The sequence below is a fragment of the Bradyrhizobium dasycarpum genome (assembly GCF_042019905.1).
In the GTDB taxonomy this organism is placed as follows: domain Bacteria; phylum Pseudomonadota; class Alphaproteobacteria; order Rhizobiales; family Xanthobacteraceae; genus Bradyrhizobium; species Bradyrhizobium japonicum_B.
In genome coordinates this window covers 1,823,006-1,847,637 of sequence record NZ_CP169574.1, presented here as the reverse complement: position 1 = coordinate 1,847,637, position 24,632 = coordinate 1,823,006, and the positions used below count along the sequence as shown (strand labels likewise).

At 65.9% G+C, this 24,632-nt stretch carries 24 protein-coding genes and 2 pseudogenes; 13 read left to right on the top strand and 13 right to left on the bottom strand.

Translation table 11 applies throughout. From position 1 onward, the window contains the following. The first annotated feature begins 213 nt into the window (after window positions 1-213). Window positions 214-546 carry an ATP-dependent Clp protease adapter ClpS gene (clpS, locus tag ACETMP_RS09270; RefSeq protein ID WP_028135886.1) on the top strand — a complete coding sequence of 111 codons (333 nt, stop codon included), beginning with the start codon at window positions 214-216 and terminating at the stop codon, window positions 544-546. A gap of 282 nt (window positions 547-828) precedes the next feature. Continuing rightward, window positions 829-3,235 (top strand): annotated as a pseudogene (gene clpA, locus ACETMP_RS09265) (ATP-dependent Clp protease ATP-binding subunit ClpA). A 70-nt stretch (window positions 3,236-3,305) separates the two neighbouring features. Here the strand turns inward: clpA and ACETMP_RS09260 are convergent. The 5 genes from ACETMP_RS09260 to ACETMP_RS09240 form a co-directional block, all read right to left on the bottom strand. After that, window positions 3,306-3,764: a PEGA domain-containing protein gene (locus ACETMP_RS09260; RefSeq protein ID WP_375160688.1), complete on the bottom strand. Its 459-nt coding sequence runs from the start codon at window positions 3,762-3,764 to the stop codon at window positions 3,306-3,308. A gap of 129 nt (window positions 3,765-3,893) precedes the next feature. Beyond that, a complete protein-coding gene (locus ACETMP_RS09255; RefSeq protein ID WP_375160687.1) occupies window positions 3,894-5,315 on the bottom strand; it encodes an MFS transporter in 1,422 nt (473 codons plus the stop codon). A gap of 90 nt (window positions 5,316-5,405) precedes the next feature. Beyond that, complete coding sequence (locus ACETMP_RS09250) at window positions 5,406-5,786, bottom strand: c-type cytochrome (protein ID WP_375160686.1); 381 nt, start codon at window positions 5,784-5,786, stop codon at window positions 5,406-5,408. 67 nt (window positions 5,787-5,853) lie between these two features. Continuing rightward, on the bottom strand, window positions 5,854-6,879 hold the full coding sequence (locus tag ACETMP_RS09245) for an aldo/keto reductase (protein WP_375160685.1): 1,026 nt from the start codon (window positions 6,877-6,879) through the stop codon (window positions 5,854-5,856). 187 nt (window positions 6,880-7,066) lie between these two features. Next, window positions 7,067-8,023, bottom strand: coding sequence for a helix-turn-helix domain-containing protein (locus ACETMP_RS09240; protein WP_375160684.1), 957 nt, complete (start codon window positions 8,021-8,023; stop codon window positions 7,067-7,069). A gap of 195 nt (window positions 8,024-8,218) precedes the next feature. Here ACETMP_RS09240 and ACETMP_RS09235 point away from each other — a divergent pair, with 195 nt between their 5' ends. Both ACETMP_RS09235 and ACETMP_RS09230 read left to right on the top strand, forming a co-directional pair. Then, on the top strand, window positions 8,219-9,235 hold the full coding sequence (locus ACETMP_RS09235; RefSeq protein WP_375160683.1) for a carbon-nitrogen hydrolase family protein: 1,017 nt from the start codon (window positions 8,219-8,221) through the stop codon (window positions 9,233-9,235). 28 nt (window positions 9,236-9,263) lie between these two features. Further along, on the top strand, window positions 9,264-10,304 hold the full coding sequence (locus tag ACETMP_RS09230; RefSeq protein WP_375160682.1) for a phenylacetaldoxime dehydratase family protein: 1,041 nt from the start codon (window positions 9,264-9,266) through the stop codon (window positions 10,302-10,304). Here ACETMP_RS09230 and ACETMP_RS09225 read toward each other — a convergent pair. Continuing rightward, entirely contained in the window at window positions 10,301-10,939 is a 639-nt protein-coding gene (locus tag ACETMP_RS09225; protein WP_375160681.1) for an HAD family hydrolase, read from the bottom strand. The two genes, ACETMP_RS09230 and ACETMP_RS09225, sit on opposite strands and share 4 nt — an antisense overlap. A gap of 88 nt (window positions 10,940-11,027) precedes the next feature. On the opposite strand from ACETMP_RS09225, the gene ACETMP_RS09220 reads away from it, so the two are divergent. The 4 genes from ACETMP_RS09220 (at window position 11,028) to tsaA (ending at window position 13,821) form a co-directional block, all read left to right on the top strand. After that, on the top strand, window positions 11,028-11,981 hold the full coding sequence (locus ACETMP_RS09220; RefSeq protein ID WP_375161870.1) for a transglycosylase SLT domain-containing protein: 954 nt from the start codon (window positions 11,028-11,030) through the stop codon (window positions 11,979-11,981). Between the two features lie 230 nt (window positions 11,982-12,211). After that, the gene (locus tag ACETMP_RS09215; protein ID WP_375161869.1) at window positions 12,212-12,952 is read left to right on the top strand and encodes an AzlC family ABC transporter permease; all 741 of its coding nucleotides are present in this window, start codon (window positions 12,212-12,214) and stop codon (window positions 12,950-12,952) included. Continuing rightward, the gene (locus ACETMP_RS09210) at window positions 12,949-13,299 is read left to right on the top strand and encodes an AzlD domain-containing protein (RefSeq protein WP_375160680.1); all 351 of its coding nucleotides are present in this window, start codon (window positions 12,949-12,951) and stop codon (window positions 13,297-13,299) included. Before ACETMP_RS09215 ends, ACETMP_RS09210 begins: the two co-directional genes overlap by 4 nt. Window positions 13,300-13,329: 30 nt before the next feature. Continuing rightward, window positions 13,330-13,821 carry a tRNA (N6-threonylcarbamoyladenosine(37)-N6)-methyltransferase TrmO gene (gene tsaA / locus ACETMP_RS09205; RefSeq protein WP_375160679.1) on the top strand — a complete coding sequence of 164 codons (492 nt, stop codon included), beginning with the start codon at window positions 13,330-13,332 and terminating at the stop codon, window positions 13,819-13,821. Between the two features lie 133 nt (window positions 13,822-13,954). Here tsaA and ACETMP_RS09200 read toward each other — a convergent pair whose 3' ends face one another. The 4 genes from ACETMP_RS09200 to ACETMP_RS09185 all read right to left on the bottom strand — a co-directional run bounded on the left by ACETMP_RS09200 (window position 13,955) and on the right by ACETMP_RS09185 (window position 17,108). Then, window positions 13,955-14,380, bottom strand: a complete 426-nt coding sequence (locus ACETMP_RS09200; protein ID WP_375160678.1) for an HIT family protein — start codon at window positions 14,378-14,380, stop codon at window positions 13,955-13,957. 66 nt (window positions 14,381-14,446) lie between these two features. Further along, complete coding sequence (locus ACETMP_RS09195) at window positions 14,447-15,688, bottom strand: GNAT family N-acetyltransferase (protein ID WP_028135900.1); 1,242 nt, start codon at window positions 15,686-15,688, stop codon at window positions 14,447-14,449. 199 nt (window positions 15,689-15,887) lie between these two features. Further along, window positions 15,888-16,634 (bottom strand): glycerophosphodiester phosphodiesterase, encoded by a 747-nt coding sequence (locus ACETMP_RS09190; RefSeq protein ID WP_375160677.1) that lies wholly within the window; start codon window positions 16,632-16,634, stop codon window positions 15,888-15,890. A 6-nt stretch (window positions 16,635-16,640) separates the two neighbouring features. Next, window positions 16,641-17,108: a RidA family protein gene (locus ACETMP_RS09185; protein ID WP_018321130.1), complete on the bottom strand. Its 468-nt coding sequence runs from the start codon at window positions 17,106-17,108 to the stop codon at window positions 16,641-16,643. A 247-nt stretch (window positions 17,109-17,355) separates the two neighbouring features. Between ACETMP_RS09185 and ACETMP_RS09180 the strand changes: the two genes are divergently transcribed. The 3 genes from ACETMP_RS09180 (at window position 17,356) to ACETMP_RS09170 (ending at window position 20,525) form a co-directional block, all read left to right on the top strand. Continuing rightward, window positions 17,356-18,201: a cell envelope integrity EipB family protein gene (locus tag ACETMP_RS09180; protein ID WP_375160676.1), complete on the top strand. Its 846-nt coding sequence runs from the start codon at window positions 17,356-17,358 to the stop codon at window positions 18,199-18,201. Between the two features lie 339 nt (window positions 18,202-18,540). After that, complete coding sequence (locus ACETMP_RS09175; RefSeq protein WP_375157113.1) at window positions 18,541-19,800, top strand: IS110 family transposase; 1,260 nt, start codon at window positions 18,541-18,543, stop codon at window positions 19,798-19,800. Between the two features lie 323 nt (window positions 19,801-20,123). Further along, a complete protein-coding gene (locus ACETMP_RS09170; RefSeq protein WP_135163700.1) occupies window positions 20,124-20,525 on the top strand; it encodes a RidA family protein in 402 nt (133 codons plus the stop codon). A gap of 88 nt (window positions 20,526-20,613) precedes the next feature. On the opposite strand, the gene ACETMP_RS09165 is transcribed toward ACETMP_RS09170, so the two are convergent. From ACETMP_RS09165 to ACETMP_RS09155, 3 genes are read right to left on the bottom strand one after another with little or no spacing between them, the layout of a single operon-like run. Then, window positions 20,614-21,015 (bottom strand): ACT domain-containing protein, encoded by a 402-nt coding sequence (locus ACETMP_RS09165; protein WP_375160675.1) that lies wholly within the window; start codon window positions 21,013-21,015, stop codon window positions 20,614-20,616. After that, window positions 21,015-22,304: a DNA polymerase IV gene (locus tag ACETMP_RS09160; protein WP_375160674.1), complete on the bottom strand. Its 1,290-nt coding sequence runs from the start codon at window positions 22,302-22,304 to the stop codon at window positions 21,015-21,017. The genes ACETMP_RS09165 and ACETMP_RS09160 overlap by 1 nt, the downstream gene beginning before the upstream one ends. Further along, the gene (locus tag ACETMP_RS09155; protein ID WP_028135907.1) at window positions 22,301-22,612 is read right to left on the bottom strand and encodes a DUF3572 domain-containing protein; all 312 of its coding nucleotides are present in this window, start codon (window positions 22,610-22,612) and stop codon (window positions 22,301-22,303) included. Before ACETMP_RS09155 ends, ACETMP_RS09160 begins: the two co-directional genes overlap by 4 nt. 238 nt (window positions 22,613-22,850) lie before the next feature. Between ACETMP_RS09155 and ACETMP_RS09150 the strand changes: the two genes are divergently transcribed. Together ACETMP_RS09150 and ACETMP_RS09145 are read left to right on the top strand one after the other, a co-directional pair. After that, the gene (locus tag ACETMP_RS09150) at window positions 22,851-23,216 is read left to right on the top strand and encodes a response regulator (RefSeq protein WP_008130064.1); all 366 of its coding nucleotides are present in this window, start codon (window positions 22,851-22,853) and stop codon (window positions 23,214-23,216) included. Window positions 23,217-23,230: 14 nt separating this feature from the next. Further along, window positions 23,231-24,605: pseudogene (locus ACETMP_RS09145) on the top strand (PleD family two-component system response regulator). The last annotated feature ends 27 nt before the right edge of the window (window positions 24,606-24,632 follow it).

The window sequence follows — 24,632 nt, the reverse complement described above, 5'->3', positions numbered from 1 at the left end:
GGGCAGGCCCATATTGCTGGCGAACGATCCGGCCTCGACTGGATCTGTCGGGAGCGGCGATCCAACAAGGCGGCGCGCCTGCGCCAGGCTCCGAAGGGCGGGGTCGCGCGGTGACCGCCATTCGCTTCCGTGGGGAATTTGAACGCCTGAGCCATGCCGCAATTGACTTCCAGACTCGACCTGTCCGCGCCAGCCGCTGCCTCCGCTCCTCGCATGAGCAATGACGAGAACCGTTCGGGCAGCCCGTCGGGCCCGAACACGTCGGTCATCACCAAGGTCAAGCCCAAGACCAAGCGGCCGAACCTCTACCGCGTGCTGATCCTGAACGACGACTACACGCCGATGGAATTCGTCGTCCACGTGCTGGAGAAGTTCTTCAACAAGGATGTCGAGGCCGCGACCAAGATCATGCTTCACGTCCACCATCACGGCATCGGGGAGTGCGGTGTGTTCACCTACGAGATCGCCGAGACCAAGGTGACGCAGGTGATGGATTTCGCCCGCAAGCACCAGCATCCTCTGCAATGCGTGATGGAAAAGAAGTAGACGGTGCGTTCGATGCCGGCCCTTGTGTCGGTCGCCGTATGAGCGTCGCGTGACGCCGGTGCACACCACGTGTGTCGCAGTCGGCAAAACTACGGAATTCCGCGCCGGCCCCGCTCCCGCCCGATCGGAACGGGTTTTGCATCAAAAAATGCCTCAAGTGTGAGTCGCCCGAGTCGCGGAACCGGTCTTTCGCCGCGATCTTGTATAACTATATGTGACAAAGGTTGTTGTTGCCTGACCGGGCGATCACGACCATGATGGTGGGGGCCATAGAGGACGCGAATGCCGACTTTTTCCCAAAGCCTTGAACAATCCCTGCATCGTGCGCTGGCGATCGCAAACGAGCGTCATCACCAATACGCGACGCTCGAGCATCTCTTGCTCTCCCTGATCGACGATTCCGATGCAGCCGCCGTCATGCGCGCCTGTAGCGTCGATCTCGACAAGCTCCGCACGAGCCTCGTCAATTATCTTGAGACCGAATTCGAGAATCTGGTGACCGATGGCGCCGACGACGCCAAGCCGACCGCCGGTTTCCAGCGCGTGATTCAGCGCGCGGTCATCCACGTGCAGTCCTCCGGCCGCGAAGAGGTGACCGGCGCCAACGTGCTGATCGCGATCTTCGCCGAGCGCGAGAGCCATGCCGCGTATTTCCTGCAGGAGCAGGACATGACGCGCTATGACGCCGTCAACTACATCAGCCACGGCATCGCCAAGCGGCCGGGCGTCTCCGAGGCGCGCCCGGTTCGCGGCGTCGACGAGGAGACCGAGGCCAAGGGCAACGAGGACGCCAAGAAGAAGGGCGAGGCGCTCGAGACCTATTGCGTCAACCTCAACAAGAAGGCGCGCGACGGCAAGATCGATCCGGTGATCGGACGCAATTCCGAGATCAACCGTGCGATCCAGGTGCTGTGCCGCCGGCAGAAGAACAACCCGCTGTTCGTCGGCGAAGCCGGTGTCGGCAAGACCGCGATCGCCGAAGGCCTCGCCAAGCGTATCGTCGACAGCGAAGTGCCTGAAGTGCTTGCAGCCGCCACCGTGTTCTCGCTGGACATGGGTACGCTGCTCGCGGGCACGCGCTATCGCGGCGACTTCGAGGAGCGCCTGAAGCAGGTGCTGAAGGAGCCTCGAGGCGCATCCCAACGCGATCCTGTTCATCGACGAAATCCACACCGTGATCGGTGCGGGTGCGACGTCGGGCGGGGCGATGGATGCCTCGAACCTGCTCAAGCCCGCGCTCGCCTCGGGCACGATCCGCTGCATGGGCTCGACCACCTACAAGGAATATCGCCAGCACTTCGAGAAGGACCGTGCGCTGGTGCGACGCTTCCAGAAGATCGACATCAACGAGCCGACGGTCGAGGACGCGATCGCGATCCTCAAGGGTCTCAAGCCGTACTTCGAGGACTATCATCGGCTGAAGTACACCAATGAGGCGATCGAAGCTGCCGTTCAGCTCTCCTCGCGCTACATCCACGACCGCAAGCTGCCCGACAAGGCGATCGACGTGATCGACGAATCCGGTGCGGCGCAGATGCTGGTGGCCGAGAACAAGCGCAAGAAGACCATCGGCATCAAGGAGATCGAGACCACGATCGCCTCGATGGCGCGGATCCCGCCGAAGAGCGTGTCGAAGGACGATGCCGAGGTGCTCAAGCATCTCGAGCAGACGCTGAAGCGCACCGTGTTCGGCCAGGACAAGGCGATCGAGTCGCTCGCCGCTTCGATCAAGCTGGCGCGCGCCGGCCTGCGCGAGCCGGAGAAGCCGATCGGCTGCTATCTGTTCTCGGGCCCGACCGGCGTCGGCAAGACCGAGGTCGCCAAGCAGCTCGCGGCGTCGCTCGGCGTCGAGCTCTTGCGCTTCGACATGTCCGAATACATGGAGCGACACACCGTGTCGCGCCTGATCGGCGCGCCTCCCGGCTATGTCGGCTTCGACCAGGGCGGCCTCTTGACCGACGGCGTCGACCAGCATCCGCATTGCGTGGTGCTGCTCGACGAGATCGAGAAGGCGCATCCCGATCTCTACAATGTGCTGCTCCAGATCATGGATCACGGCCGGCTCACCGACCACAACGGCAAGCAGGTCAACTTCCGCAACGTGATCCTGATCATGACCACGAATGCGGGTGCGTCCGATCTTGCCAAGCAGGCATTCGGCTTCACGCGCTCGAAGCGGGAAGGCGACGACCACGAGGCGATCAACCGGCAGTTCGCGCCGGAATTCCGCAACCGTCTCGATGCTATCGTCTCGTTCGGTCATCTCAGCGTCGAGGTGATCGGCACCGTGGTCGAGAAGTTCGTGCTTCAGCTTGAAGCGCAGCTCGGCGATCGCGACGTCACCATCGAGCTGTCCGAGCCCGCCAAGGCCTGGCTGGTCCAGCATGGTTACGACGAGCAGATGGGCGCGCGGCCCATGGCCCGCGTGATCCAGGAGCACATCAAGAAGCCGCTGGCCGACGAGGTGCTGTTCGGCAAGCTCAAGGGCGGTGGTCACGTTCGGGTCGTTCTGGTCAAGGACGAGGCCGACGAGACCAAGGAGAAGATTGGCTTCGAATTCGTCGAGGGCCCGGTCACGCCGAAGCAGGAGAAGCTGCCCGGCGCCCGCAAGCGCCCGCCGGGCAAGTCCAAGCCGGGCGGTCCCGGCGGCTCGAAGGGGCCGACCAAGGGTCCGCTGGTCAAGGCTTGATCTGGCTGCATCATGAATCGAAAGGCCGGCTGCGAAGCCGGCCTTTTTGTTTCTGAGGCGGTGCGTAGGCCTACGTTCCGGCTTCGGGCGTCGCCGCTGGCGGACGCGGCTTGCGCGGGCCGGCTGGCCGTGGGCCGCGGGCAGGGGCCGACGGCTGCATCGTTACGATGACCGGGTTGGGCTTGTGATCGGTTGCGGCGCCCGTTGCGGCATCGACGCCCATGCCGACGACGCCACCCAGCAGAAGATTGCCGGCAAAGCCGGCGGCTCCACCGGTCTGGATGTCCCGGCTGAGTGGCACGATCTGCGGTTCATAGCCTTCCTTTTGGAAGGTAATCGAAATGTCGGCGTTCCGCTTGACGACCACGGAGCAGGGCGTCGTGCAGGTGGTCGGAACCTCCATTCCGCTCACGACGGCTTCCACGCCCGAAGGTGTCGATGAAATGCTGATGTTCTCGGTCGTGCCGCGCGTGACAGACGCGCAGCCGCCCAGCATGACGCTGAGCGCCACAATTCCCAATAAGCGCATGAACTGCCCCCATATTCCCCGCGTCTATCAAGCGCAACCGGAGCGTGAGGGCAATAGGTCATTGGTCCGGATAGTTAAGCCACGCAGGGGTTGTGCACGGGAATGGCAGGGACCTGAAGGTGGACGCCGTCAGTCGCCGCGCAGGCGCTGATCGTCCTGCACGCGGACATGCTCGGCGCCGCGCGCGCCGGCCGGAGACAGCCGCAGCATGCTCAGCACCGCGCCGCAGAGCGCAAAGCCGACGCCGGCGAGCAGGGCGTATCGGGTGCCGTCGACCGGATAGCGGCCGAGCAGCAGCGCCACCAGCGCTGCTCCGGTGGTCTGGCCGAGCAGGCGCGCCGTGCCGAGCATGCCGCTGGCCCCGCCGGCGCGCTCGCGCGGGGCGGCGGCGATCATGGTGCGGTTGTTGGGGGTCTGGAACAGGCCGAAGCCTGCGCCCGCCAGCGCCATGCGCCAGATCACGTCGAACGGCGTCGGGTCTGCCGGGAGCAAGGCGAGCGCGGCAAGGCCGCAGGCAAACAGCGTGAGCCCGATGCCGCCGAGCAGGCCGGCCGGATAGCGCTCGACCAGGCGGCCGGCGAGCGGCGCCGCGAACGCCACCGCGATCGGCCATGGCGTGATCAGGAGCCCCATATGCACCGCCGAATAGCCGAAGCGGCTCTGGAGATAGAAGGGGATCGCGACGAAGGCGAGCATCTGTCCGCAGAACGAGGCGATCGAGGTCGCGATCGACAGGGCGAACACCGGGATGCGCAGCAGATCGACCGGCAGCAGCGGCGAGGTCATGTGGGTTTCGCGCCAGATCAAGAGCGCCCCGGCGACGATGGCGATGGCGAACTGGATCAGGCAGACGATCGCCGCCTCGCCATGACCGACGCTGTCGATCGCTGCGATGCCGACGCCGAACGTGATCGCAGAAAGTCCCGCGCTCTGCCAGTCGAAGGAACGGCCGGCGGGCCTGGTATGCGGCAGGCTGCGCAAGCCGATCAGCAGCGTCACCGCGCCGAGCGGCACGTTGATGGCGAACAGCCAGGGCCAGCTTCCGACCGCGAGGATGCCTGCGGCGAGCGTCGGGCCGGCCGCAGCGGAGAAAGCGACGACGAGCGCGTTGAGCCCGATGCCGCGGCCGAGCAGATGGCGCGGATAAGTGAAGCGCACCAGCGCGGCGTTGACGCTCATGATGCCGGCCGCGCCAAAGCCCTGGAGGATGCGCGCGGCCGTCAGCAGCGGCAGCGTGTACGCCAGTGCGCAGAGGGCGGACGCCAGCGTGAACAGCACCAGCCCGACCAGATAGACGCGGCGATAGCCGACGATCTCGCCGAGCGAGGCCAGCGGCAGCAGCGAGATCGTGATCGCGAGCTGGTAGCCGTTGACGATCCAGATCGAGAAGGCCGGACTCGCGTCCAAGTCGGCCGCGATCGTCGGCAGCGCGACATTGGCGATGGCGCTGTCGACCACCGCCATGACGATGCCGAGCGCGATCGTCAGCACCGCCTGGTTGCGCTGCGGCTGCGGCAGGCCGTCGACATGCTCGATCGTGGTGGACGACATCGTGACGCGCGTTCGGTTGAGATGCGGTTGCTGGTCGCAACTTGGTCCGGCCCGGGATGGTTCCGGCCAGAGCGGCAGCCGCTTCAGCGCCTATTTCGGCTTCCGCGGCTCCTGAATCGCCCTGAGATAGCTTACCACGGCCTCGGCGTCGTCGCGGCCGAATCGGGCCGTCGGCATGGCGCGGTGAATGCTGCTGTAGCCGTCCTGGAGGCGCTGCGCGAAGTCGGGATCGTAAAGCTTATTCTCGCCCAGCGTCCGGAAAGGCGGTGCCAGCTCATTTGGGCTCGCGCCGCTTCTGCCGACCGCATGGCAGTCCGCGCACATCCGCTGCAGCATTGCTTCTGCGCGCCGCTGCTCGGCGTCCAGGGCTTGACTCGCTGTGCTCCACAGAACGCCAACGACCAGCCACGCCGGTGCGGCGCGGCTAAGACTGAGGGTCGTGAACAGAGCCTTCATGGCAAATTGACGCATCGGGGCCTCGCGATGGCCGCAGAATGCCACGGCCGAGGCCGGCGCGCTTGACGCAGCTCAACGGTCCCTAGACCGCCGGCGGGTTGCGGTCGATGAACGTCGTCCTCTGGTGCCAGTAGGGATAGGGCAGCGTCACCTTGCTCGCTGCGTCGAGTTTTGCGACCTGGTCCTCGGTCAGGGACCAGCCGACCGCGCCGAGATTTTCGCGGAGCTGCGTCTCGTTGCGCGCGCCGATGATCAGCGTCGACACCGTGGGGCGCTGCAGCAGCCAGTTCAGCGCGATCTGCGATACGCTCTTTCCCGTTTCCTTCGCGACCTCGTCGATCGCCTCGACGACGCGATAGACGTGCTCGTCCGGCACGGGCGGGCCGAACTCGGCGGTCTTGGGCAGGCGGCTTACCTCGGGCTTCGGCTGATTCCGGCGGATCTTGCCGGTGAGGCGCCCCCATCCGAGCGGCGACCAGACCACGGCGCCGAGGCCCTGGTCGAGGCCGAGCGGCATCAGCTCCCATTCGTAGTCGCGCCCGATCAGTGAATAATAGGTCTGGTTGGCGACGTAGCGCGGAAAGCCGTGCTTGTCGGCAAGTGCGAGCGACTTCATCAGGTGCCAGCCCGAGAAATTCGAAACGCCGACGTAGCGGATCTTGCCGGCGCGCACCAGCACGTCGAGCGTTGATAGCACCTCCTCGGGCGGCGTGAAGGCGTCGAAGCCGTGGAGCTGGAACAGATCGATGTAGTCGGTGCCGAGCCGGCGCAGCGAACCGTCGATGGCGGCGAGCAGATGCTGCCGCGACGAGCCGATGTCGTTGGGACCGTCGCCGAAGCGGAACGTGGCCTTGGTCGAGATCAGCACCTTGTCGCGGCGGCCCTTGATGGCTTCGCCGAGCACGCGCTCGGATCTGCCCAGCGAATAGACGTTCGCGGTGTCGAACATCGACACGCCGGCTTCGAGGCAGATATCCAGGAGACGCCGCGCTTCGGTCGCGTCCGTGCTCCCCCACGCAGCGAGGCGGCCGACGCCGCCGAAGGTGCCGGTGCCAAGGCTGAGAACTGGCACCATGAGGCCTGACCGGCCCAAGCGTCGGTGTTCCATCGATATGCTCCTCGGCTGACTGCTGATTGATGTGCGCGGCCCTGGTATCAACGTTAGCGCAAGCAGGCGCCTTGTCCTATCACGCCCTCACATACCGGACTTGCTTGGCGCAGCCGACTAGAACCAGCACCGCGAGCCGGAGCGCGACGTCTCCCAGCGAGCGCAGGCCCCGGCCGATGGCTGCGGATCAGTGCCGCAACTGGCTGTGCCGGAAGTCGCGCGGCGACATGCCGAAATGCGCGCGGAACGCGCGGCCGAAATGCGAGAGGTCGTTGAAGCCCCAGGCGAAGGCGATCTCGCTGATATGGCGGTGACCGAGCAGGGGCGAGGCGAGGTCGCGCCGGCATTGGGCGAGCCGTTCGGCAAGGACGAAACGTTGGAACGAGGTCTCCTCGTCGGCTAGCAGGTCGTTGACGTAGCGCGGCGAGATGCCGAGCGCGGCCGCGGTATCCGACAATGAAAGGTCGGGATCGGCGAGGTGGGCGCGGACGTGCGCCTTGAGCCGGTAGAGCAATGCAGAGCGGTGGGTCGAGGACGGCAGCGATGTCTTTCGAAGCCGTTCGCTCAGCGCCATCGCGAGCAGATCGACGGCTTGCTCCGACAATGCGGCGGCGCCGTCGGACGCGAGCCGGTCGGCGCTCTGGCAAAGCCGGAAGATGAAATCATAGGCGAGCCGCTCGAGCGGCGCCTCGCCGCCGAACGACATCGCGGTCAGCGTCTCGGTGCCGCCGAGCCGGCGCTGCAACATCTCCCGCGGCATCTTGAAGATGGACTGCGTGAAAGGATCGTTGAACTTCAGCTCATAGGGGCGCGTGGTGTCGTAGAGCGCGAACTCGCCGGGATGGATCACGGTCTCGCGGCCGTCCTGCACCACGCCGCCGTCGCCGCGATGGCCGAGCGCGACCAGGACGAAATCCTGATCCGAGCGCGCAATGCGCGAGGGTGTACGGAACACGTGCTGGCGATCGGAGCAGACCTCGGAGCATACGGCCTTGCCGAGCGCAGCTTGCGTGACCGAGCCGCGAAAGGCGCTGCCGAGATCGGACCTGCAGTCGAGCCCGACGAAGACGTCGCAGACGATGTCCTGCCAGAGCGCGAGCCGCCGATGGGCCGGGCTGCCGTCCGTCGTGAACTGGATTGGCATCTGGAAGCCTCCCTTGTCCCGTCCAGCAAAACTGCCAATGGACAGACCCAGCCTGACCGGAGGCAAATCCCGTACCCGGCAGGAATTCCGCCCGGTCGAGTTTTTGTTCCGTCGCGGTCGAGCGCTCGATCGCCCGCCTTGGTCCAATAGACTGCATCGGAGATGGCTTCCGATCAACCGGCTAGGGAGGCGGCAATGGGCATCGAACATCCGAAATACAAGGTGGCGGTGGTGCAGGCTGCGCCGGCCTGGCTCGACCTCGACGCCTCGATCGACAAGTCGGTCGCGCTGATCAGGGAGGCCGCCGAGAAAGGTGCCAAGCTGATCGCCTTCCCGGAGGCCTTCATTCCCGGCTACCCCTGGCACATCTGGATGGACTCGCCGGCCTGGGCGATCGGCCGCGGCTTCGTGCAGCGCTATTTCGACAATTCGCTGGCCTATGACAGCCCGCAGGCCGAACGGCTGCGCGATGCCGTGCGCAAGGCCAAGCTCACCGCCGTGATCGGCCTGTCCGAGCGCGATGGCGGCAGCCTCTATCTGGCGCAATGGCTGATCGGGCCCGATGGCGAGACCATCGCCAAGCGCCGCAAGCTGCGGCCGACCCATGCCGAGCGCACCGTTTATGGCGAGGGCGACGGCAGCGACCTTGCCGTGCACGCGCGGCCCGACATCGGCCGGCTCGGCGCGCTGTGCTGCTGGGAGCATCTGCAGCCGCTGTCGAAATACGCGATGTATGCCCAGAACGAGCAGGTGCATGTTGCGGCCTGGCCGAGCTTCTCGCTCTACGATCCCTTCGCGCCGGCGCTCGGAGCCGAGGTCAACAATGCCGCCTCGCGCGTCTATGCGGTGGAAGGCTCATGCTTCGTGCTGGCGCCTTGCGCGACGGTGTCGCAGGCGATGATCGATGAGCTCTGCGACCGACCGGACAAGCACGCGCTGCTCCATGTCGGCGGCGGCTTCGCCGCGATCTACGGCCCCGACGGCAGCCAGATCGGCGACAAGCTCGCGCCGGACCAGGAGGGGCTGCTGATTGCCGAGATCGACCTCGGCGCCATCGGCGTCGCCAAGAACGCGGCAGACCCGGCCGGGCATTATTCGCGACCGGACGTGACGCGGCTGTTGCTGAACAACAAGCCCTACAAGCGCGTCGAGCAGTTCGCGTTGCCGGCCGATAGCGTCGAGCCCACGGACATTGCCGCCGCGGCGAGCTGATCGCGGTGATCGAGGGGAGGGTACGGCCATGGAATCCGCAATTCCTCTGCATCTCGAAACCACGCGCACGCGCCACAAGCGCGTGCCGGACGATTACCAGCCGCCTTATCCGTCTTTCGTGGCGCGCTACAAGCCCGGCGTGAGCCGGGTCGTGATGGCCTATTTCGGCGTGCAGTATCGCGGTGCTGCGCCGGTGGCCGCGGCGGAGGCGCTTGTCGAGATCGCGGCGCGGTTCGCCGCGGCAGGCGGGCCCTCGCATTGGGACCGCGCGCACCATGTCGATCAGGCCGGATACGAGACCATCGTCTCGGTTGGCTATTGGGACGACATCGTGCGCTTCGACGCCTGGTTCGAACCGGTGCGCGCGGCCTGGACCGGGCGGCAGCGCGAGGGCGTCGGCACGTTCATCGAGGTGCTGCGTCCGACAGTGGCGCGGCACGAGACGCTGTTCTCATCGCCCGACCGGACCGAGGGCGTCGCGGCGGTTGCCGAGGGGATGAGCGGCGAGGTGCAGGAGCATGCCTATTGGGGTGGCATGCGCGACCGCATCCCGCTGTCGCAAACCGACGCGATGGCGCCCGGCGGCACGCTGAAGCTGGTCCGCGACGGCGCTCGGCTGCGGATCGTGGCGCACGACAATCTCTGCCTGATCCGGTCCGGGCAGGACTGGAGCGATACCGAAGCGTCCGAACGAAAGCTCTATCTCGACGACGTCGAGCCGGTGCTGCGCGAGGGCATGGATTTCCTGCGCGATGACGGTCTTGCGATCGGCTGCTATGCCAACCGCTACATGCGCCTGCTCTCGGCTGACGGCAGCGTGTGCGAAAAGTCCTACGGCCAGAGCTGGTGGAAGAGTCTGGCGGCGCTGGAGCGCTGGGCGGAGTCGCATCCGACCCACGTCAGGATCTTTGGCGCGGCGATGAAGTATCTGTCGACGCTTGGACCGTCAGCCAGGCTGCGACTGTATCACGAGGTCACGGTGGCCGCTGCGGACGAGCAGTTCTTCGAATATCTGAACTGCCACGACAGAACCGGCATGCTGGCCTCGGTGGAAGCGGCCAGCGCTTAAGCGACGCAATGCCCGAGCAGTTCGGGATGCGCGGCGCAGATGTGATGTGCGCCGGCATCCTTCAGCTCGGCCTCGCTGCCATAGCCGTAGAGCACGCCGATCGCGGTCATGCCGTTGGTGCGGGCGCCAACGACGTCATGGCTGCGGTCCCCGATCATGATCGCGCTCCCGGCATCGACTTTCGCCTCGTCCAGCGCGTAGCGCAGCAGATCGCGCTTGTCGACGCGCGTGCCGTCGAGCTCGGAGCCGAACACGTGCTCGAAGTAGGGTTTCAGGCCGAAATGATCGACGATGCGCCTGGCATAGACCGCGGGCTTGCTGGTCGCGACGAACATGCGCTGGCTGGTCGCGGCGAGCGCCGTCAGGGTGTCTGCGATACCGGCATAGGCCTCGTTCTCGAACAGGCCGATGTCGGAAAAGCGCTCGCGATAGAGCAGCAGGGCGCGGTCGGCGAGCTCGTCGGTTCCGGTGAGCTTCTTCAGGCTGGCATGCAGCGGCGGCCCGATGCACCAGGTCAGCTCGTCCTCGCTCGGCACCGCGAGGTCCAGCCGCGCCAGCGCGTACTGGATCGAGCGCGTGATCCCCGGCTTCGGGTCCGTGAGGGTGCCGTCGAGATCAAAAAAGATTGTCACCATCAGGCCGGACCTGCGTTGATACTGCCGTGTGTTGCTAGTTGGCTGGGGTTCCAAGTCAAGGTCCGATTTGTCCCGTTACGTCGATGCCATGCGAATAGCTCGGGTTATCGCTGTCTTGTGCCAGGCTCTCGTGCTGTCGCCGGCGCTGGCAGAGGAGACGCCGGCCCCGGATGGGCCTCCGAAGGCCGAGGAACCGGCGAAGCCGCCGGAGACGCCGAAGGATGCCCGCGAGAGCGATACACGGGAGTCGATCTGCCTGATCGTGGAGGCGGCGGCGCGCGATGCCGATCTCCCATTGGAATTCTTCGCCCGGGTGATCTGGCAGGAAAGCCGCTTCCAGGCCGATGCGGTCGGCCCCATGACGCGCAGCGGCGAGCACGCACGGGGCATCGCGCAGTTCATGCCGGGCACCGCGAGCGAGCGCGGGCTGCTCGATCCGTTCAATCCAGTGCAGGCGCTGCCGAAGTCGGCGGAATTTCTGAGCGAGCTGCGCAGCCAATTCGGCAATCTCGGCCTTGCCGCGGCGGCCTACAATGCCGGCCCGCGGCGCGTGCGGGAATGGCTCGCCGGGACCGGTGGAATGCCGGAGCAGACCCGCAACTACGTCTACGCCATCACCGGCACCAGCGTCGATGCCTGGGCCAAGGCAGGAGCGACCGGCAAGGGACCGCCGAGCTCACCGCCGACGAGCTGCCGCGATCTGATGGCGCTATTGAAGCGCGCACCGAATGCCTTCGTTGCCGAGCTCGAGCAGCACGTGGAGCTTGCGGCCGCCAAGGCCTGGGGCGTCCAGCTCGCCGCCGGCTTCGACCGCAACCGGGCGCTGGCGATGTACTCGCGTGCCGTCACGCGGCTGAGCGCGGTGATCGGCGAGCGCGACCCGAGCCTGCTGTCCTCGGTGATGCGCAGCCGCGGCACGCGCGCGTTCTACCAGGTCCGCATCGGCACCGAGACGCGCAACGAGGCGGATGAGCTGTGCAACCGGATCAGGAAGGCGGGCGGCGCCTGCTTCGTGCTGAGGAACAGGGGTGTGAGCGGGTAAGGCCGCATCCGCTTGGGCCGTCATTCCGGGGCGATGCGAAGCATCGAACCCGGGATCCATCGTAAGGCAATCTCTGTGGCCCGATGGATTCCGGGCTCGCGACTTCGTCGCGCCCCGGAATGACAGCGGTGGGTGGGTCGCGCATGCCAGCCCCGCCGCGTGTTTCCTTGACGCAGAACACTGCATCCCCCGTTATGCAGGCCCGATTCCACAACCCGGCCAATCCTTCCGTGGCGCTTCCCCCGCTCGATTCCCCGCAATGGAATAGCTCCTGGCTTGCCTTCGGCTGGGGCCTGCGCTCGATCACGCAGACGATCCTCACCATCGTGCTGTTCGTGACCTATCTCGGCATCGGCGCGCTCGCGCACGACACCCATTTCAGCCTGCTCTGGGCGCTCGCCTCGACGCTGTTCGTCTGGGCGGGGCCGGCGCAGATCATCCTGATCACCACGCTCGGCTCCGGCGCCACCATCATCCAGTCGGCGATCGCCGTCACCGTCAGCGCTATCAGGCTATTTCCGATGGTGGTCTCGGTGCTGCCGCTGATGCGCACGCCGACGACCAGACGGCGCGAGCTGGTCTTTGCGGCGCATCTCACCGCGGTCACGCTGTGGGTCGAGTGCCACCGCTTCCTGCCCCAAGTGCCGCGTGAGCGGCGCATCGCCTTCGTTCACGGGCTCGGCTGCGGCCTCGTCTCGGTCTGTCTCGTTGCCAACACGGTCGGTTATTTCCTCGCCGCCAATCTGACGCAGACGCTCGGCGCGGCGATCCTGCTGCTCACCCCGCTGTCGTTCCTGTTCTCGACGGCGCGCAACAGCCGCGAAATTGCCGATGTGGTCGCGCTCGTGCTCGGCGTGTTGCTGTATCCGCTGGCCGCGAAGCTGAGCTCGGGCGTCGATATCCTGGTCAGCGGGGTGGTGGCCGGCACCGTGGCCTATGGCGTGCATTGGTGGCGGGAGGTGCGCGCATGAGCTCGGCGCAGCTGATCGGCGACTGGCATGCGCTGGCGGTGCTGTTCGTCGCCGGCGTCGTTCCGAACCAGATCTGGCGCATGCTCGGCCTGTGGTTCGGCGGCGGCATCGACGAAGGCTCGGAGCTGCTGGTCTGGGTGCGGGCGGTCGCCACCGCCATCCTCGCCGGCGTGATCGCCCAGATCGTGGTCGAGCCGCCGGGCGCGCTCGCCGGCGTGCCGGATATCCTGCGCTACGGCGCGGTGGCCGCCGGCCTCGTCGTGTTCCTGCTGGCGCGCCGCTCGATCTTTGCGGGCGTCGTGACCGGCGAAGCCTTCATGCTGGCCGGCCAGTGGTGGTTGGGCTAAAACACGGCTCGACAGCAAGGATTTGGAAATATGGTTCGCAAGAACGAGCTCCGCGAGGGCGAGGTCGCCATCGAGCTGCCGCCCGCGGAAGATGCCGGCCTGATCTTCATCGGCCGCATCCGCACGCCCTGGACCTCGCGGCTGGAGACGCCGCGGCAAGGGCGTCAGGATGGCCCGATCTGCCGTCTCGAGATCTTCGAGCCGTTTGTGCCAGCCATCAAGGGCGTCGACTTCTACAGCAATCTCGAAGTGCTCTACTGGCTCGACCAGTCGCGCCGCGACATCATCCTGCAGAGCCCGAAGAACAACGACAAGACCCGCGGCACCTTCTCGCTGCGCTCGCCGGTGCGGCCGAACCCGATCGGCACGTCGATCGTGAAGCTGGTCGGCATCGAGGGCAATGCGATCCTGGTGCGCGGTCTCGACTGCCTCGACAACACGCCGCTGATCGACGTCAAGCCGGATCGGTGCGAGTTCACCCCGCTGGCCGCGCCGCAGAAGGGCGATTTCGAGACGGAGTGAGGTCCGTCATTCCGGGCGCGCGCGAAGCGCGAGCCCGGAATCCATTCCACCACCATCTCTGCCGCCCGATGGATTCTCAGGTGCGCAATCGCGCACCATAGTTCGCGCCAAGAGGCGCGCCCCGTAATGACGATCAGCCTTTCAACGCCGCGATCAGCTTCGCCGCGTTCTCCTGCAGCACCTTGTCGTCTTCCTTGCGGCTGGCCGGCGGCAGCATGGCGACGCCGTCGTGGCGCGGCATCACGTGCATGTGCAGGTGAAACACCACCTGTCCGCCGGCGGGCTCGTTGAACTGCTGCACGGTGATGCCGTCGGCCTTGAAGGCTTTCATGGCGGCGGCTGCGATCTTGTGCGCGCCGCGGGCGACATGGGCGTAATCGTCGGGCTTAATGTCGAGAATATTGCGGGCAGGGGCCTTCGGGATCACCAGCGTGTGACCGGGGACGCGCGGCATGATGTCGAGGAAGGCGAACACGTGGTCGTCCTCGTAGACCTTGTAGCAAGGCAGCTCGCCGCGCAGGATTTTCGCAAAGATGTTGTTGGTGTCGTAGGCGGTCATATTGGCGGCTCCCGAGAACTTTGCGCCTGGAATTTTGCGCTTACTGTCACCAGCAACGGCAAACCGTCAAGGCGCCTCGTCGGCGCCCTTGCGGAACGGGCCGAGCTCGGCGAGCTCCCGTCCGGCCTCGGCGACATAGGCGCGCTCGCGCTTGAGGTAATCGTCGATGGCACGGCGCAGGCCCGGATCGGCGATGAAGTGGGCGGAATGGGTGGTGCGCGGCAGGTAGCCGCGGGCGATCTTGTGCTCGCCTTGTGCGCCGGCCTCGACATGCCTGAGGCCGCGTTTGATGGCGAAGTCGATCGCCTGGTAATAGCAGACCTCGAAATGCAGGAACGGATGATGCTCGACTGCACCCCAGTTGCGGCCGAACAGCGTGTCCGAGCCGATGAAGTTGATCGCGCCGGCGATCCAGCGGTCGTTGCGGCGGGCCATCACCAGCAGCACGTCCTCAGCCATAGTCTCGCCGATCAACGAGAAGAATTCCCGCGTCAGATAAGGCCGGCCCCATTTGCGTGAGCCGGTCTCCATGTAGAATTCGAAGAAGGCGTCCCAGGCCTCCTCGGTGATATCCTTGCCGGTGAGCCAGTGGATGGTGATGCCCGCGGCCAGCGCATCGCGTCGCTCGCGCTTGATCGATTTGCGGTGCCGCGAGTTCAGCGTCGCCAGGAAATCGTCGAAGCTGGCAAAGCCTTCATTGTGCCAGTGGAACTGCTGGTCGGTGCGCTGCAGGAAGCCGTGCTCGGCGAGCAGCTTCCATTCCGCCTCCCGCGCGAAGGTGACGTGGACCGAGGAGGCCTTGCTGACGCCACACAACGCCACCAGCCCGCCAGCCAGCGCATCCATGATCCGCTCGCGGTCGACGCCGTCGCGGACCAGGAGCCGCGGCCCGGTCGCCGGGGTGAAGGGAACCGAAACCTGGAGCTTGGGATAATAGCGCCCGCCGGCGCGCTCATAGGCGTCCGCCCAGCCGCGGTCGAACACGTACTCGCCTTGGGAATGCGATTTCAGGTAGCAGGGCACGATGCCGGCGACGCGGCCGTCTATCTTGGCCACGAGATGCCGCGGGCCCCAGCCGGTGCGGATGGTCGCCGAACCCGATTTCTCAATTGCCGAAAGAAAGGCGTGGGAGACGAAAGGGTTATAGGCAGGTCTTGAGAGCCCGAGGGAATCGCCTGAAAGGGAAGATGAGGTTCCGTTGCCGGCCCCGGGGCACCGTCCGCCGGGATTGGCGCAGGCGTCCCAATCCTCCGGTGACACGTTGTCAATCGAAGGTACGGCCTCGAGCGTGATTTCGGATGATGCCATCGACCCCCAAGATCGTGCATTGCAGCAGCGACTTCAAGAGGGCGGAGGGAGGCTCGCTTGCCCCGGACGCTGCGCAGCACGCAGTGGTGCGTTGCTGAGCCGGGGCCCATTTCTCCGCATTGTCCTGTGCGGCTTGCTGGGTCCCGGCTCTGCGCAGCAGCGTTTCACGCTGCAGCGCGTCCGGGACATGGGCGAGGCCCTACGGCACGAATCCCTCGAAAATCATCTGGTCCGCGTATTGGCCGACCCGGGTCCGCTGCTCCGGCGTGCGGACGGTCCAGCCGAGCAGGGCGCAGCCGAAGATGTTGCGGGCGATCCAGGGGGCGGGGGCCGGGAGGTCGTCGACCCGAAAGGCCACGAAGTGGGGTTGGGTGCGAAAGCCGTGGCGCAGGTACAGCATGCTGTCGCGCTGCTCCCGCGTGAGCCTCGCCCAGTAATCGTCCTCATAGGTCCGCTGCGCGACGATGCCGCGCGGACGGGAGGGCAGCAGCTCGCGCAGCGCCAGCACCTGGTCGGGATCGAAGGACATGCCGACGGCTGGTCCGTCATAGGACGCCAGCACCTCGGCCATCCGCTTCACCAGCTTGCGGTCGCCGCCAAAATGGCTCTTCACCTCGATCACCAGCGGCACGCGACCGGCGACGAGGCTGCAGAGGTCGGACAGCGACATCATCCGCTCGGGCGTGTCCTTGAACCTGATCGCCTTCAGCTCGGCCGCCGTCTTCGAGATCACGTCGCCGGTGGCCTCGGTGAGGCGGCCGAGGGCATGGTCGTGATGCACCATGGCCTCGCCGTCTGCGGAGAGCTGGATGTCGACCTCGATCGCGAAATTGCCCGCGATCGCGGCTTGCACCGCGCCGGGCATGTTTTCGACGATGCCACGGGAGATGTCATGCAGGCCGCGATGGGCGACCGGCCGGGCTGTCAGCCAATCGGGCGCGCGCATGTCGCGTCAGGCGACCTCGAACACGCCGTCGACCTCGACCGCGGCATCGGCGGGCAGCGAGGCGACGCCGACAGTGGTGCGGGCATGGCGGCCCTTGTCGCCGAAGGCGGCGACCATCAGGTCGGAGGCGCCGTTGAGCACCTTCGGCCCGTCCAGGAAGTCCGGCGCCGAGTTGATGAAGCCGCCGAGCCGCACCACGCGCACCACCTTGTCGAGATCGCCGAGCGCCGCCTTGACCTGGGCCAGCAGGTTCACCGCACAGCCGCGTGCGGCCGCAGCGCCGTCCTCGATGGAGACGCCGGCACCCAGCTTACCCTTGGCGATCAGCTTGCCGGCGGGATCGAAACAGACCTGGCCGGAGACGAACAGCAGGTTGCCGGTGCGCACGAACGGGACGTAATTGGCGACGGGCGTAGGGGCCTCGTGCAGCTTGATGCCCTGTTCCGCCAGCTTCTGCTCGACCGTGCCCGCCATGTCCGACCTCGTTGTCCAAAAATCATTCGCCCCGGCGCGTCCGCAAAAGTGGCCGGGCGCGCCCTGTTTCGCCCATCGGGCCGCCACATGCAAGCAACCGCACGGGGCCTGTATTTGTTGAGATCGGACAGCAGGTTCAGCGCCAAGGGGGCAACTTTACGTGAAACGGCCTCAGTTGCGACGCAATGGAACGGTCATTAAAATGTCGAATCTGCGCTTTGCAGGGACGCGCCCCCAAGGAATAGACATGGTGCACCTTTTCCGGACTTCGCTCGGTGTGATGGCGCTCGCGGCGGCCAGCTTCGGCCTCGGCGAGGGCGCGCAAGCCGCCAACGGTCCGTTCCTGCCGCACCAGGCGCTCTATGACCTCAGCCTGGTGAAATCGCGCTCCAACTCGGTCAACAGCGCGCGCGGCCGCATTCTCTACAACTTCACCGGCAACGCGTGCGAGGGCTACACCTCCGAATTCCGCCAGGTCTCCGAGCTCGACAGCGGCGAGGGCAAGGTCACGCTCAGCGACCTCCGTTCCAATTCCTGGGAGGATGCCGCCGGCAAGAGCTACCGCTTCAAGATCGAGACGCGCATGAACGAGGCCGATGCCGGCCGGGTCGACGGCATGGCCGAGCGCGACGGCGACCACATCAACGTCAAGTTGAAGCTGCCGGCGCCGAAGAGTTTTACCCTCGACGGCAGCATCGTGTTCCCGACCGAGCAGATCCAGCGCATCATCGCCGCCGCCAGGGACGGCAAATCGCTGCTTGAGCTCTCGGTCTATGACGGCTCCGACGACGGCCAGAAGGTCTACAACACGCTGACCGTGATCGGCCAGCCGGTTCCCGCCGACCGCGCCACCTCCGCCGATCCCTCGACGTCGGACGAGCACATGAAGTCGCTCAAGCGCTGGCCGGTCACCGTCAGCTATTTCGACCGTGACGCCCAGCAGAAGGAGGGCGAGCAGACGCCGGTCTATGCGATGGCGTTCGAGCTGTACGAGAACGGCGTCTCGCGCCAGCTCGTGCTCGACTACAACGACTTCGTCATTTCAGGCGCGATGGGCAAGTTCGACGTCAAGGACAGCAAGCCCTGCAATTGAGGGCGATTTCCGCGCGCGGTGCCGTAGGGTTGGCAAAGCGTAGCGTGCCCACCATCTGTTGCCATTGAGAAAGATCGTGGGCACGGCGCTGCGCGTCTTTGCCCACCCTGTACCCTTCTGGCGTTCGGAGGCCAGTCGGTTTGGTGTAGGCTGGTCGGCCGGGCCGATCCGCCGGGAGCCGCCTTGCCCACCTGTGCCTTTGAGCACCGACGTAGGACCCGCGCCCCGGCGGAGCGGCTGCGATCGAGATCCACTAGGAGGTTTGCGCCGCGAGCGCCGGTACAGGGATTGATCAGGATCGCAGTTGGCCCGCCTTTTGGAAGCGAAGGAGGTCCATCAATGGTCGAGAATGTGCACTGGTTTGTCGGGATCGACTGGGCGAGGCAAAGCCATCGTGTTTGCTTGCTCGATGCTGAAGGAAGACGGCTGGGCGAGCGAGAGTTCGTCCATGGCGGAGCCGGTCTGGTGGAGCTGCGCGACTGGCTGCTCGAGAAGACGAAGGCTGCACCGGCGCAGATCGCGGTGGCGATAGAGATGCCACATGGTCCTGTGGTGGAGATGCTGCTCGAGCATGGGTTCCTGGTCTTTGCCATCAATCCTAAGCAGCTTGATCGCTTCCGTGATCGCTTCACGGTCGCAGGTGCCAAGGATGACAGTCGTGATGCTCTTGTCCTGGGCGGTTCCTTGCGTACCGATCGCAAGGCCTTCCGGCAGCTTGCCATCGACGATCCGGCGGTGATCAAGTTGCGCGAATGGTCGCGCTTGCTGGATGAACTGCAGCAGGAACGGACGCGTCTGTCTAACCGTCTGCGTCATCAGTTGTGGCGTTATTACCCGCAAGCGGCCGAGCTGGCCGATGATGTCGCAGACGACTGGTTCCTGAGCTTGTGGCAGAAGGTGCCGACACCTGCTGCGGCCGCCAAGGCCTCGGAGAAGACGATTGCGCGCATCCTCAAGGAGCACCGTATCCGCCGTCTCGACGCCGCCACCGTGCTGCAGACCCTGCGCAAGACGGCCTTGTTCGTCGCCCCAGGTACCACGGAGGCCGCCTGCGTCCATATCCGCAGCCTTGTCGCGCGCATGCGCCTGGTCAATCGGCAGATCAAGGAGGCCGGCGCTGCCCTGGACGGCCTTTGCGATAGTCTGGCGGCACAGGACGAGGAGAACTCGTCGGGGCAGAGCGATGAGCAGCGTGACGTGGCAATCCTTCGCTCCTGGCCGGGAATCGGCAGGATTGTTCTCGCCACGCTGCTCACCGAGGCAGCGCAACCGCTGCGCGCCCGAGATTACCACGCCTTGCGGGCTCTGGCAGGGGCCGCCCCGGTCACACGGCAAAGCGGCAAGCAACGCTTCGTGATCCGGCGCTTTGCCTGCAACAGGCGGCTGCAGACCGCTGTCCATCACTGGTCACGCGTTGCCGTGCAGCACGACCCGGCCGCTCGGCAACGCTATGACGCCTTGCGGCAGCGCGGCCACGGCCGTGCACGCGCCTTGCGAGGCGTCGGCGATCGCCTACTCTCGGCCTTGTGCGCAGCCCTCAGGAACCGAGCGCTGTACGACGCCAATCACGGGAGTGCTCAGGCCGGCACCAGTCAGTAAGCCTCATTCCTTTGTTCGGCCGCCTGTGACCATTCCTTCGTCCCGACTTGTCGAGCCCCACAGCGCGGCGCGATGTCGCTGTCCAGGATGCCATCGGCACCGGCGGAGCCGGCGCGAAGCGTCCTGGACAGCGGTGAGCACCGCGCTACCCTGATTGCACCAAGGCACAAAAGCTCTTGACCAAGGCTAGGAGGTCCTACGACTGTCATTGCGAGCGTAGCGAAGCAGCTTCGTCGCAAGAGCTTCTCGCAATGACGGGACTGGCTCTCTGCTCTCTCCCCGGCTACGCTCTTCCGCAACCAAGAACCTCAGGGAGCCAGTCCATGCCCAAGCTCGACCATCTCCGCCCCAGCGGCCTGCACCACAATCCCGCTTATTCCCACGTCGTCACCGCCTCGGGCGCGCGCACCATCTACATCTCGGGCCAGGTCTCGGTGGACGAGGAGGGACGGATCGTCGGCGAGGGAGATATCGCCGCGCAGACCACGCAGGTGATGCAGAACCTCGGCCACGCGTTGAAGGCAGCCGGCGCGAGCTATTCCAACATCGTCAAGATCACGACCTTCGTCGTGAACTACAAGCCGGAGCTGCGGCCGATCATCGGCAAGGCCCGCTCGGCCTTCTTCGAAGGCATGGAGCCGCCGGCGTCCACGCTTGTCGGCGTTTCCGCGCTCGCCGCGCCGGAATGGCTGATCGAGATCGAGGCGATTGCGGTCGCGGATTGAGGGACTGTAGGATGGGTAGAGCGTAGCGAAACCCATCGTCCTTGCCGCGTGGATGGAGCTTGATGGGTTTCGCAGCGCTCTACCCATCCTACGCTGCTACGGACAGCTCTTGCAGAATGGCTATCGCGTCATCCGCATGGTCAACGGGCACGAAGAGATGGTCATGATGGAACGCCGAAACGGCGTTCACGCTGATGCCGGCTTCGGCGAGGCGCGCCGTGATCGCCGCGAGGAAGCCGACAGCGTCGAGCGCGGAGTGAACCGTCAGGGTGAGCAGGCGCGAGGCGAACGCATAGCGCAGTCCCGCGGCTTCTGCCTCTTCACGAGGGATCACCAGCGTTGTGCCTTCCTGCTCGCGAAACGTCAGCAGGGGGCTGATCGCCGCCGGAATGCCTTCATTTGCCGGGATCGTGCAGAACACGAAGATGCCCGGCCGTAGCTCCGGCTTCATGCCTCGCAGCAGCACCTGGAGATCGCGTTCAGCCGCCATCACTCCGGTGCCTTTTCCGGGCCCTCATAGGCGATGCCGCGGATCACCGCAGCGCTGCCGAACTTCTTGCGCAGGCTGTCCACCGCGCGCTCGGCATGGGCGGCGCGGCGGTCGAGCATGTCGGTGTCGTCGGCGGGCGAGCCCTCGCGCAGCGCGCTGACGCCGGCGCCCATCAGGCGGAAGGCGGTGCCGTCGATCTCCTTCGCCAGCATCTCGCGGCAGATCGAGAAGATCTTCGCGGCGAGCTGCGTCGGGACGGCGATCGACTGCGAGCGCGTGCGCTGACGAAAGTCGGCGGTCTTCAATTTCAGCGTGACGGTCGAGCCGGCGAGCTCGCTGCTCTTCAGCCGCGACGAGGTCTTCTCGCACAGCCGCCACAGGATCTTCTCCAGCGCCGCGAAATCGCGGATGTCGGTCTCGAAGGTGGTTTCGCTGGAGATGGTCTTGGCGCCGCGGTCAGGCTCGACGCGGCGGTCGTCGATGCCGCGCGCGAGCCGCCACAGCCTGCGGCCGTCGCTCGGAAACTGCCGCATCAGCTCGATCTCGTCGGCCTTCTGCAGGTCGGCGATGACGCGGAAGCCGCGCTGCACGAGGCGCTCCTGCGTGGCGGGGCCGACGCCGAAGATGAAGCCGACCGGCTTGTCCGCCAGCATCACGCGCGCTTCCTCCTGGTCGAGTGCGGCAAAGCCGCGCGGCTTGTCGAGGTCGGAGGCGATCTTGGCCAGGAACTTGTTGCAGGACAGGCCGACCGAGACGGAGATGCCGATGTCGCGCTCGACCTCGCGGGCAAAGCGGGCCAGCACCTTGGCGGGGGCCATGCCGTGCACACGTTCGGTGCCGGAGAGATCGAGGAAGGCCTCGTCGATCGAGAGCGGCTCGACCAGCGGCGTCAGCGCCTGCATGGCCTGGCGCACCTCGCGGCCGACCCGGACGTACTTCGCCATGTCGGGCGGGATCACGGTCGCGTGCGGGCAGGCCTCCAGCGCCCGAAACATCGGCATCGCCGAGCGCACGCCATAGGTGCGCGCGATGTAGCAGGCGGCCGACACCACGCCGCGCTTGCCACCGCCGATGATGACGGGCTTGTCGGCAATGTCGGGATTGTCCCGCTTCTCGACCGTCGCGTAAAAGGCGTCGCAGTCGATATGGGCGATGGTCAGGGTGGACAGCGCGCGGTGGCGGACGAGACGGGGGGAACCGCAGGCCGAGCAGCGCCGCACCGCCAGATCCAGATCGGCCAGACAATCCCGGCAGAAGCAGCGGGGCCCGGCCGGGTCGGGGACGGTCACGGCACGTCGCGCTCCCAGGAGGGATCGCCGAGCGAGTCGCCGAGGACCTGCCGCGCTGCGGCAACGTTGGTCGGGTGCAGCTCGACCGAGCCGGCAAAGGCCTTCACGGTGGCGTCATCGCGCATCACGAAATCGAGCACGCTGAGCAGGAAATTGGGGTCCGCGGCGGCATTGCGCAGGGTCTCCGGGCCGACCCCTGTCTCGGCCAGGAACAGGCCCAGCCGCTCGGGCTCGCTCGCGACGAAGGACAGGGCCTGAATCGCAACGATTTCAGCGACTTCGCGGGGGTTGTGAACAGGCTTTTTCAAGGGGACGGTTTGCCTTTCCGTTAACTTTCGGTGTCTACTTTGCATCATGCCCGAGTCTCGCCCCTGAGTCTTCCGACCCCGGACAAGCAACTGGAAACCACATCGCAGAAAGTCGACCCTCGGGTTTAACGAAACTCAAGCGAATCTGAGGCTAGTTTGAATCCAGTTTTCGAAACGCCGGAAAGCGGCGTCTGAGGCGTCACATGTATCGGTCCTGCGGACCAATCAGGAGGGCGGGATGGCCAAGACCGTCCTGATCGTGGAAGACAACGAGCTCAACATGAAGCTCTTCCGCGACCTGTTGGAGGCGCACGGCTACCAGACCTCCGGGACCAGCAACGGCTATGAGGCGCTCGACCTCGTTCGCAAGATGCGGCCCGACCTCGTGCTGATGGATATCCAACTGCCGCAGGTCTCCGGGCTGGAGGTGACGCGCTGGATCAAGGACGATCCGGAGCTGCGTTCCATTCCCGTCGTCGCGGTCACCGCGTTCGCGATGAAGGGCGACGAAGAGCGCATCCGCGAGGGCGGCTGCGAGGCTTATTTGTCCAAGCCGATCTCGGTCGGCAAATTCATTGAGACGGTCCGGCGTTTTATCGGATAGGAAGTGAGTTCACAGTGTCTGCGCGTATCCTGGTCGTCGATGACGTCCCTGCCAACGTCAAGCTGCTCGAGGCCCGCCTGTCCGCCGAATATTTCGACGTGATGACCGCTTCGAACGGCACCGAGGCGCTGGCGATCTGTCATCGCGCCGAATGCGACATCATCCTGCTCGACGTGATGATGCCCGACATGGACGGCTTCGAGGTCTGCCGCCGCCTCAAGTCCGACCCCGCCACCCATCACATTCCCGTCGTCATGGTCACGGCACTCGACAGTCCCTCCGACCGCAATCGCGGGCTGGAGGCCGGCGCCGATGATTTCCTGACCAAGCCCGTCTCCGACGTCGTGCTGATCGCGCGCGTGCGCTCGCTGACGCGGCTGAAGATGATGACCGACGAGCTGCGCATGCGCGCCATCACCTCGCCTCGAGATCGGCATGCAGGCGCCCGAGCGCAGCGCGGTGGCTGACACCGGCAAGGGCGGCCGCATCCTCCTGGTCGACGACCGCCAGTCCTCCTACGAGCGGCTGGCGACGATCCTCGCCGCCGAGCACACCATCGACGTCGAGCCGAACCCGACGGAGGCGCTGTTTCACGCCGCCGAGGGCAATTACGATCTCCTGATCGTCTCGCTCGACCTCAACAATTTCGACGGCCTGCGCCTCTGCAGCCAGGCGCGCTCGCTGGAGCGCACGCGCCATGTGCCGATCCTCGCGATCGCCGACCCCGAGAACTCGACGCGGCTTCTTCGTGGGCTCGAGATCGGCGTCAACGACTATCTGCTGCGCCCGATCGACAAGACCGAGCTGCTGGCCCGCGCCCGCACCCAGATCCGCCGCCGCCGCTACACCGACCACCTGCGCGACAACGTGCAGAACTCGATCGAGATGGCGATCACCGACGCGCTCACCGGCCTGCACAATCGCCGCTACATGGAGAGCCATCTGGCGACGCTGGCCGAGCAGGCCTCGACCCGCGGCAAGCCGCTGGCGCTGATGATCCTGGACATCGACTTCTTCAAGTCGATCAACGACAATTACGGCCACGACGCCGGCGACGACGTGCTGCGCGAATTCGCGGTGCGGGTGCGCAAGTCGATCCGGGGCATCGATCTCGCCTGCCGCTATGGCGGCGAGGAGTTCGTCATCGTGATGCCGGAGACCGATCTCCACGTCGCCGGCATGGTCGCCGAGCGGTTGCGCCGCTCGATCGCCGGCGAGCCGTTCGCGATCCACAAGGGCGCCAAGCGCATCGAGGTCACGATCTCGATCGGCCTCACCACGCTGGAGCGAAAGGGCGAGGCGGTCGCCGACGTGCTCAAGCGCGCCGACACCGCGCTCTACCGCGCCAAGCACGACGGCCGCAACCGGGTGGTGTCGCAGGCCGCGTGAGGGCCGACTTCGCAAAATTTGCGAAAA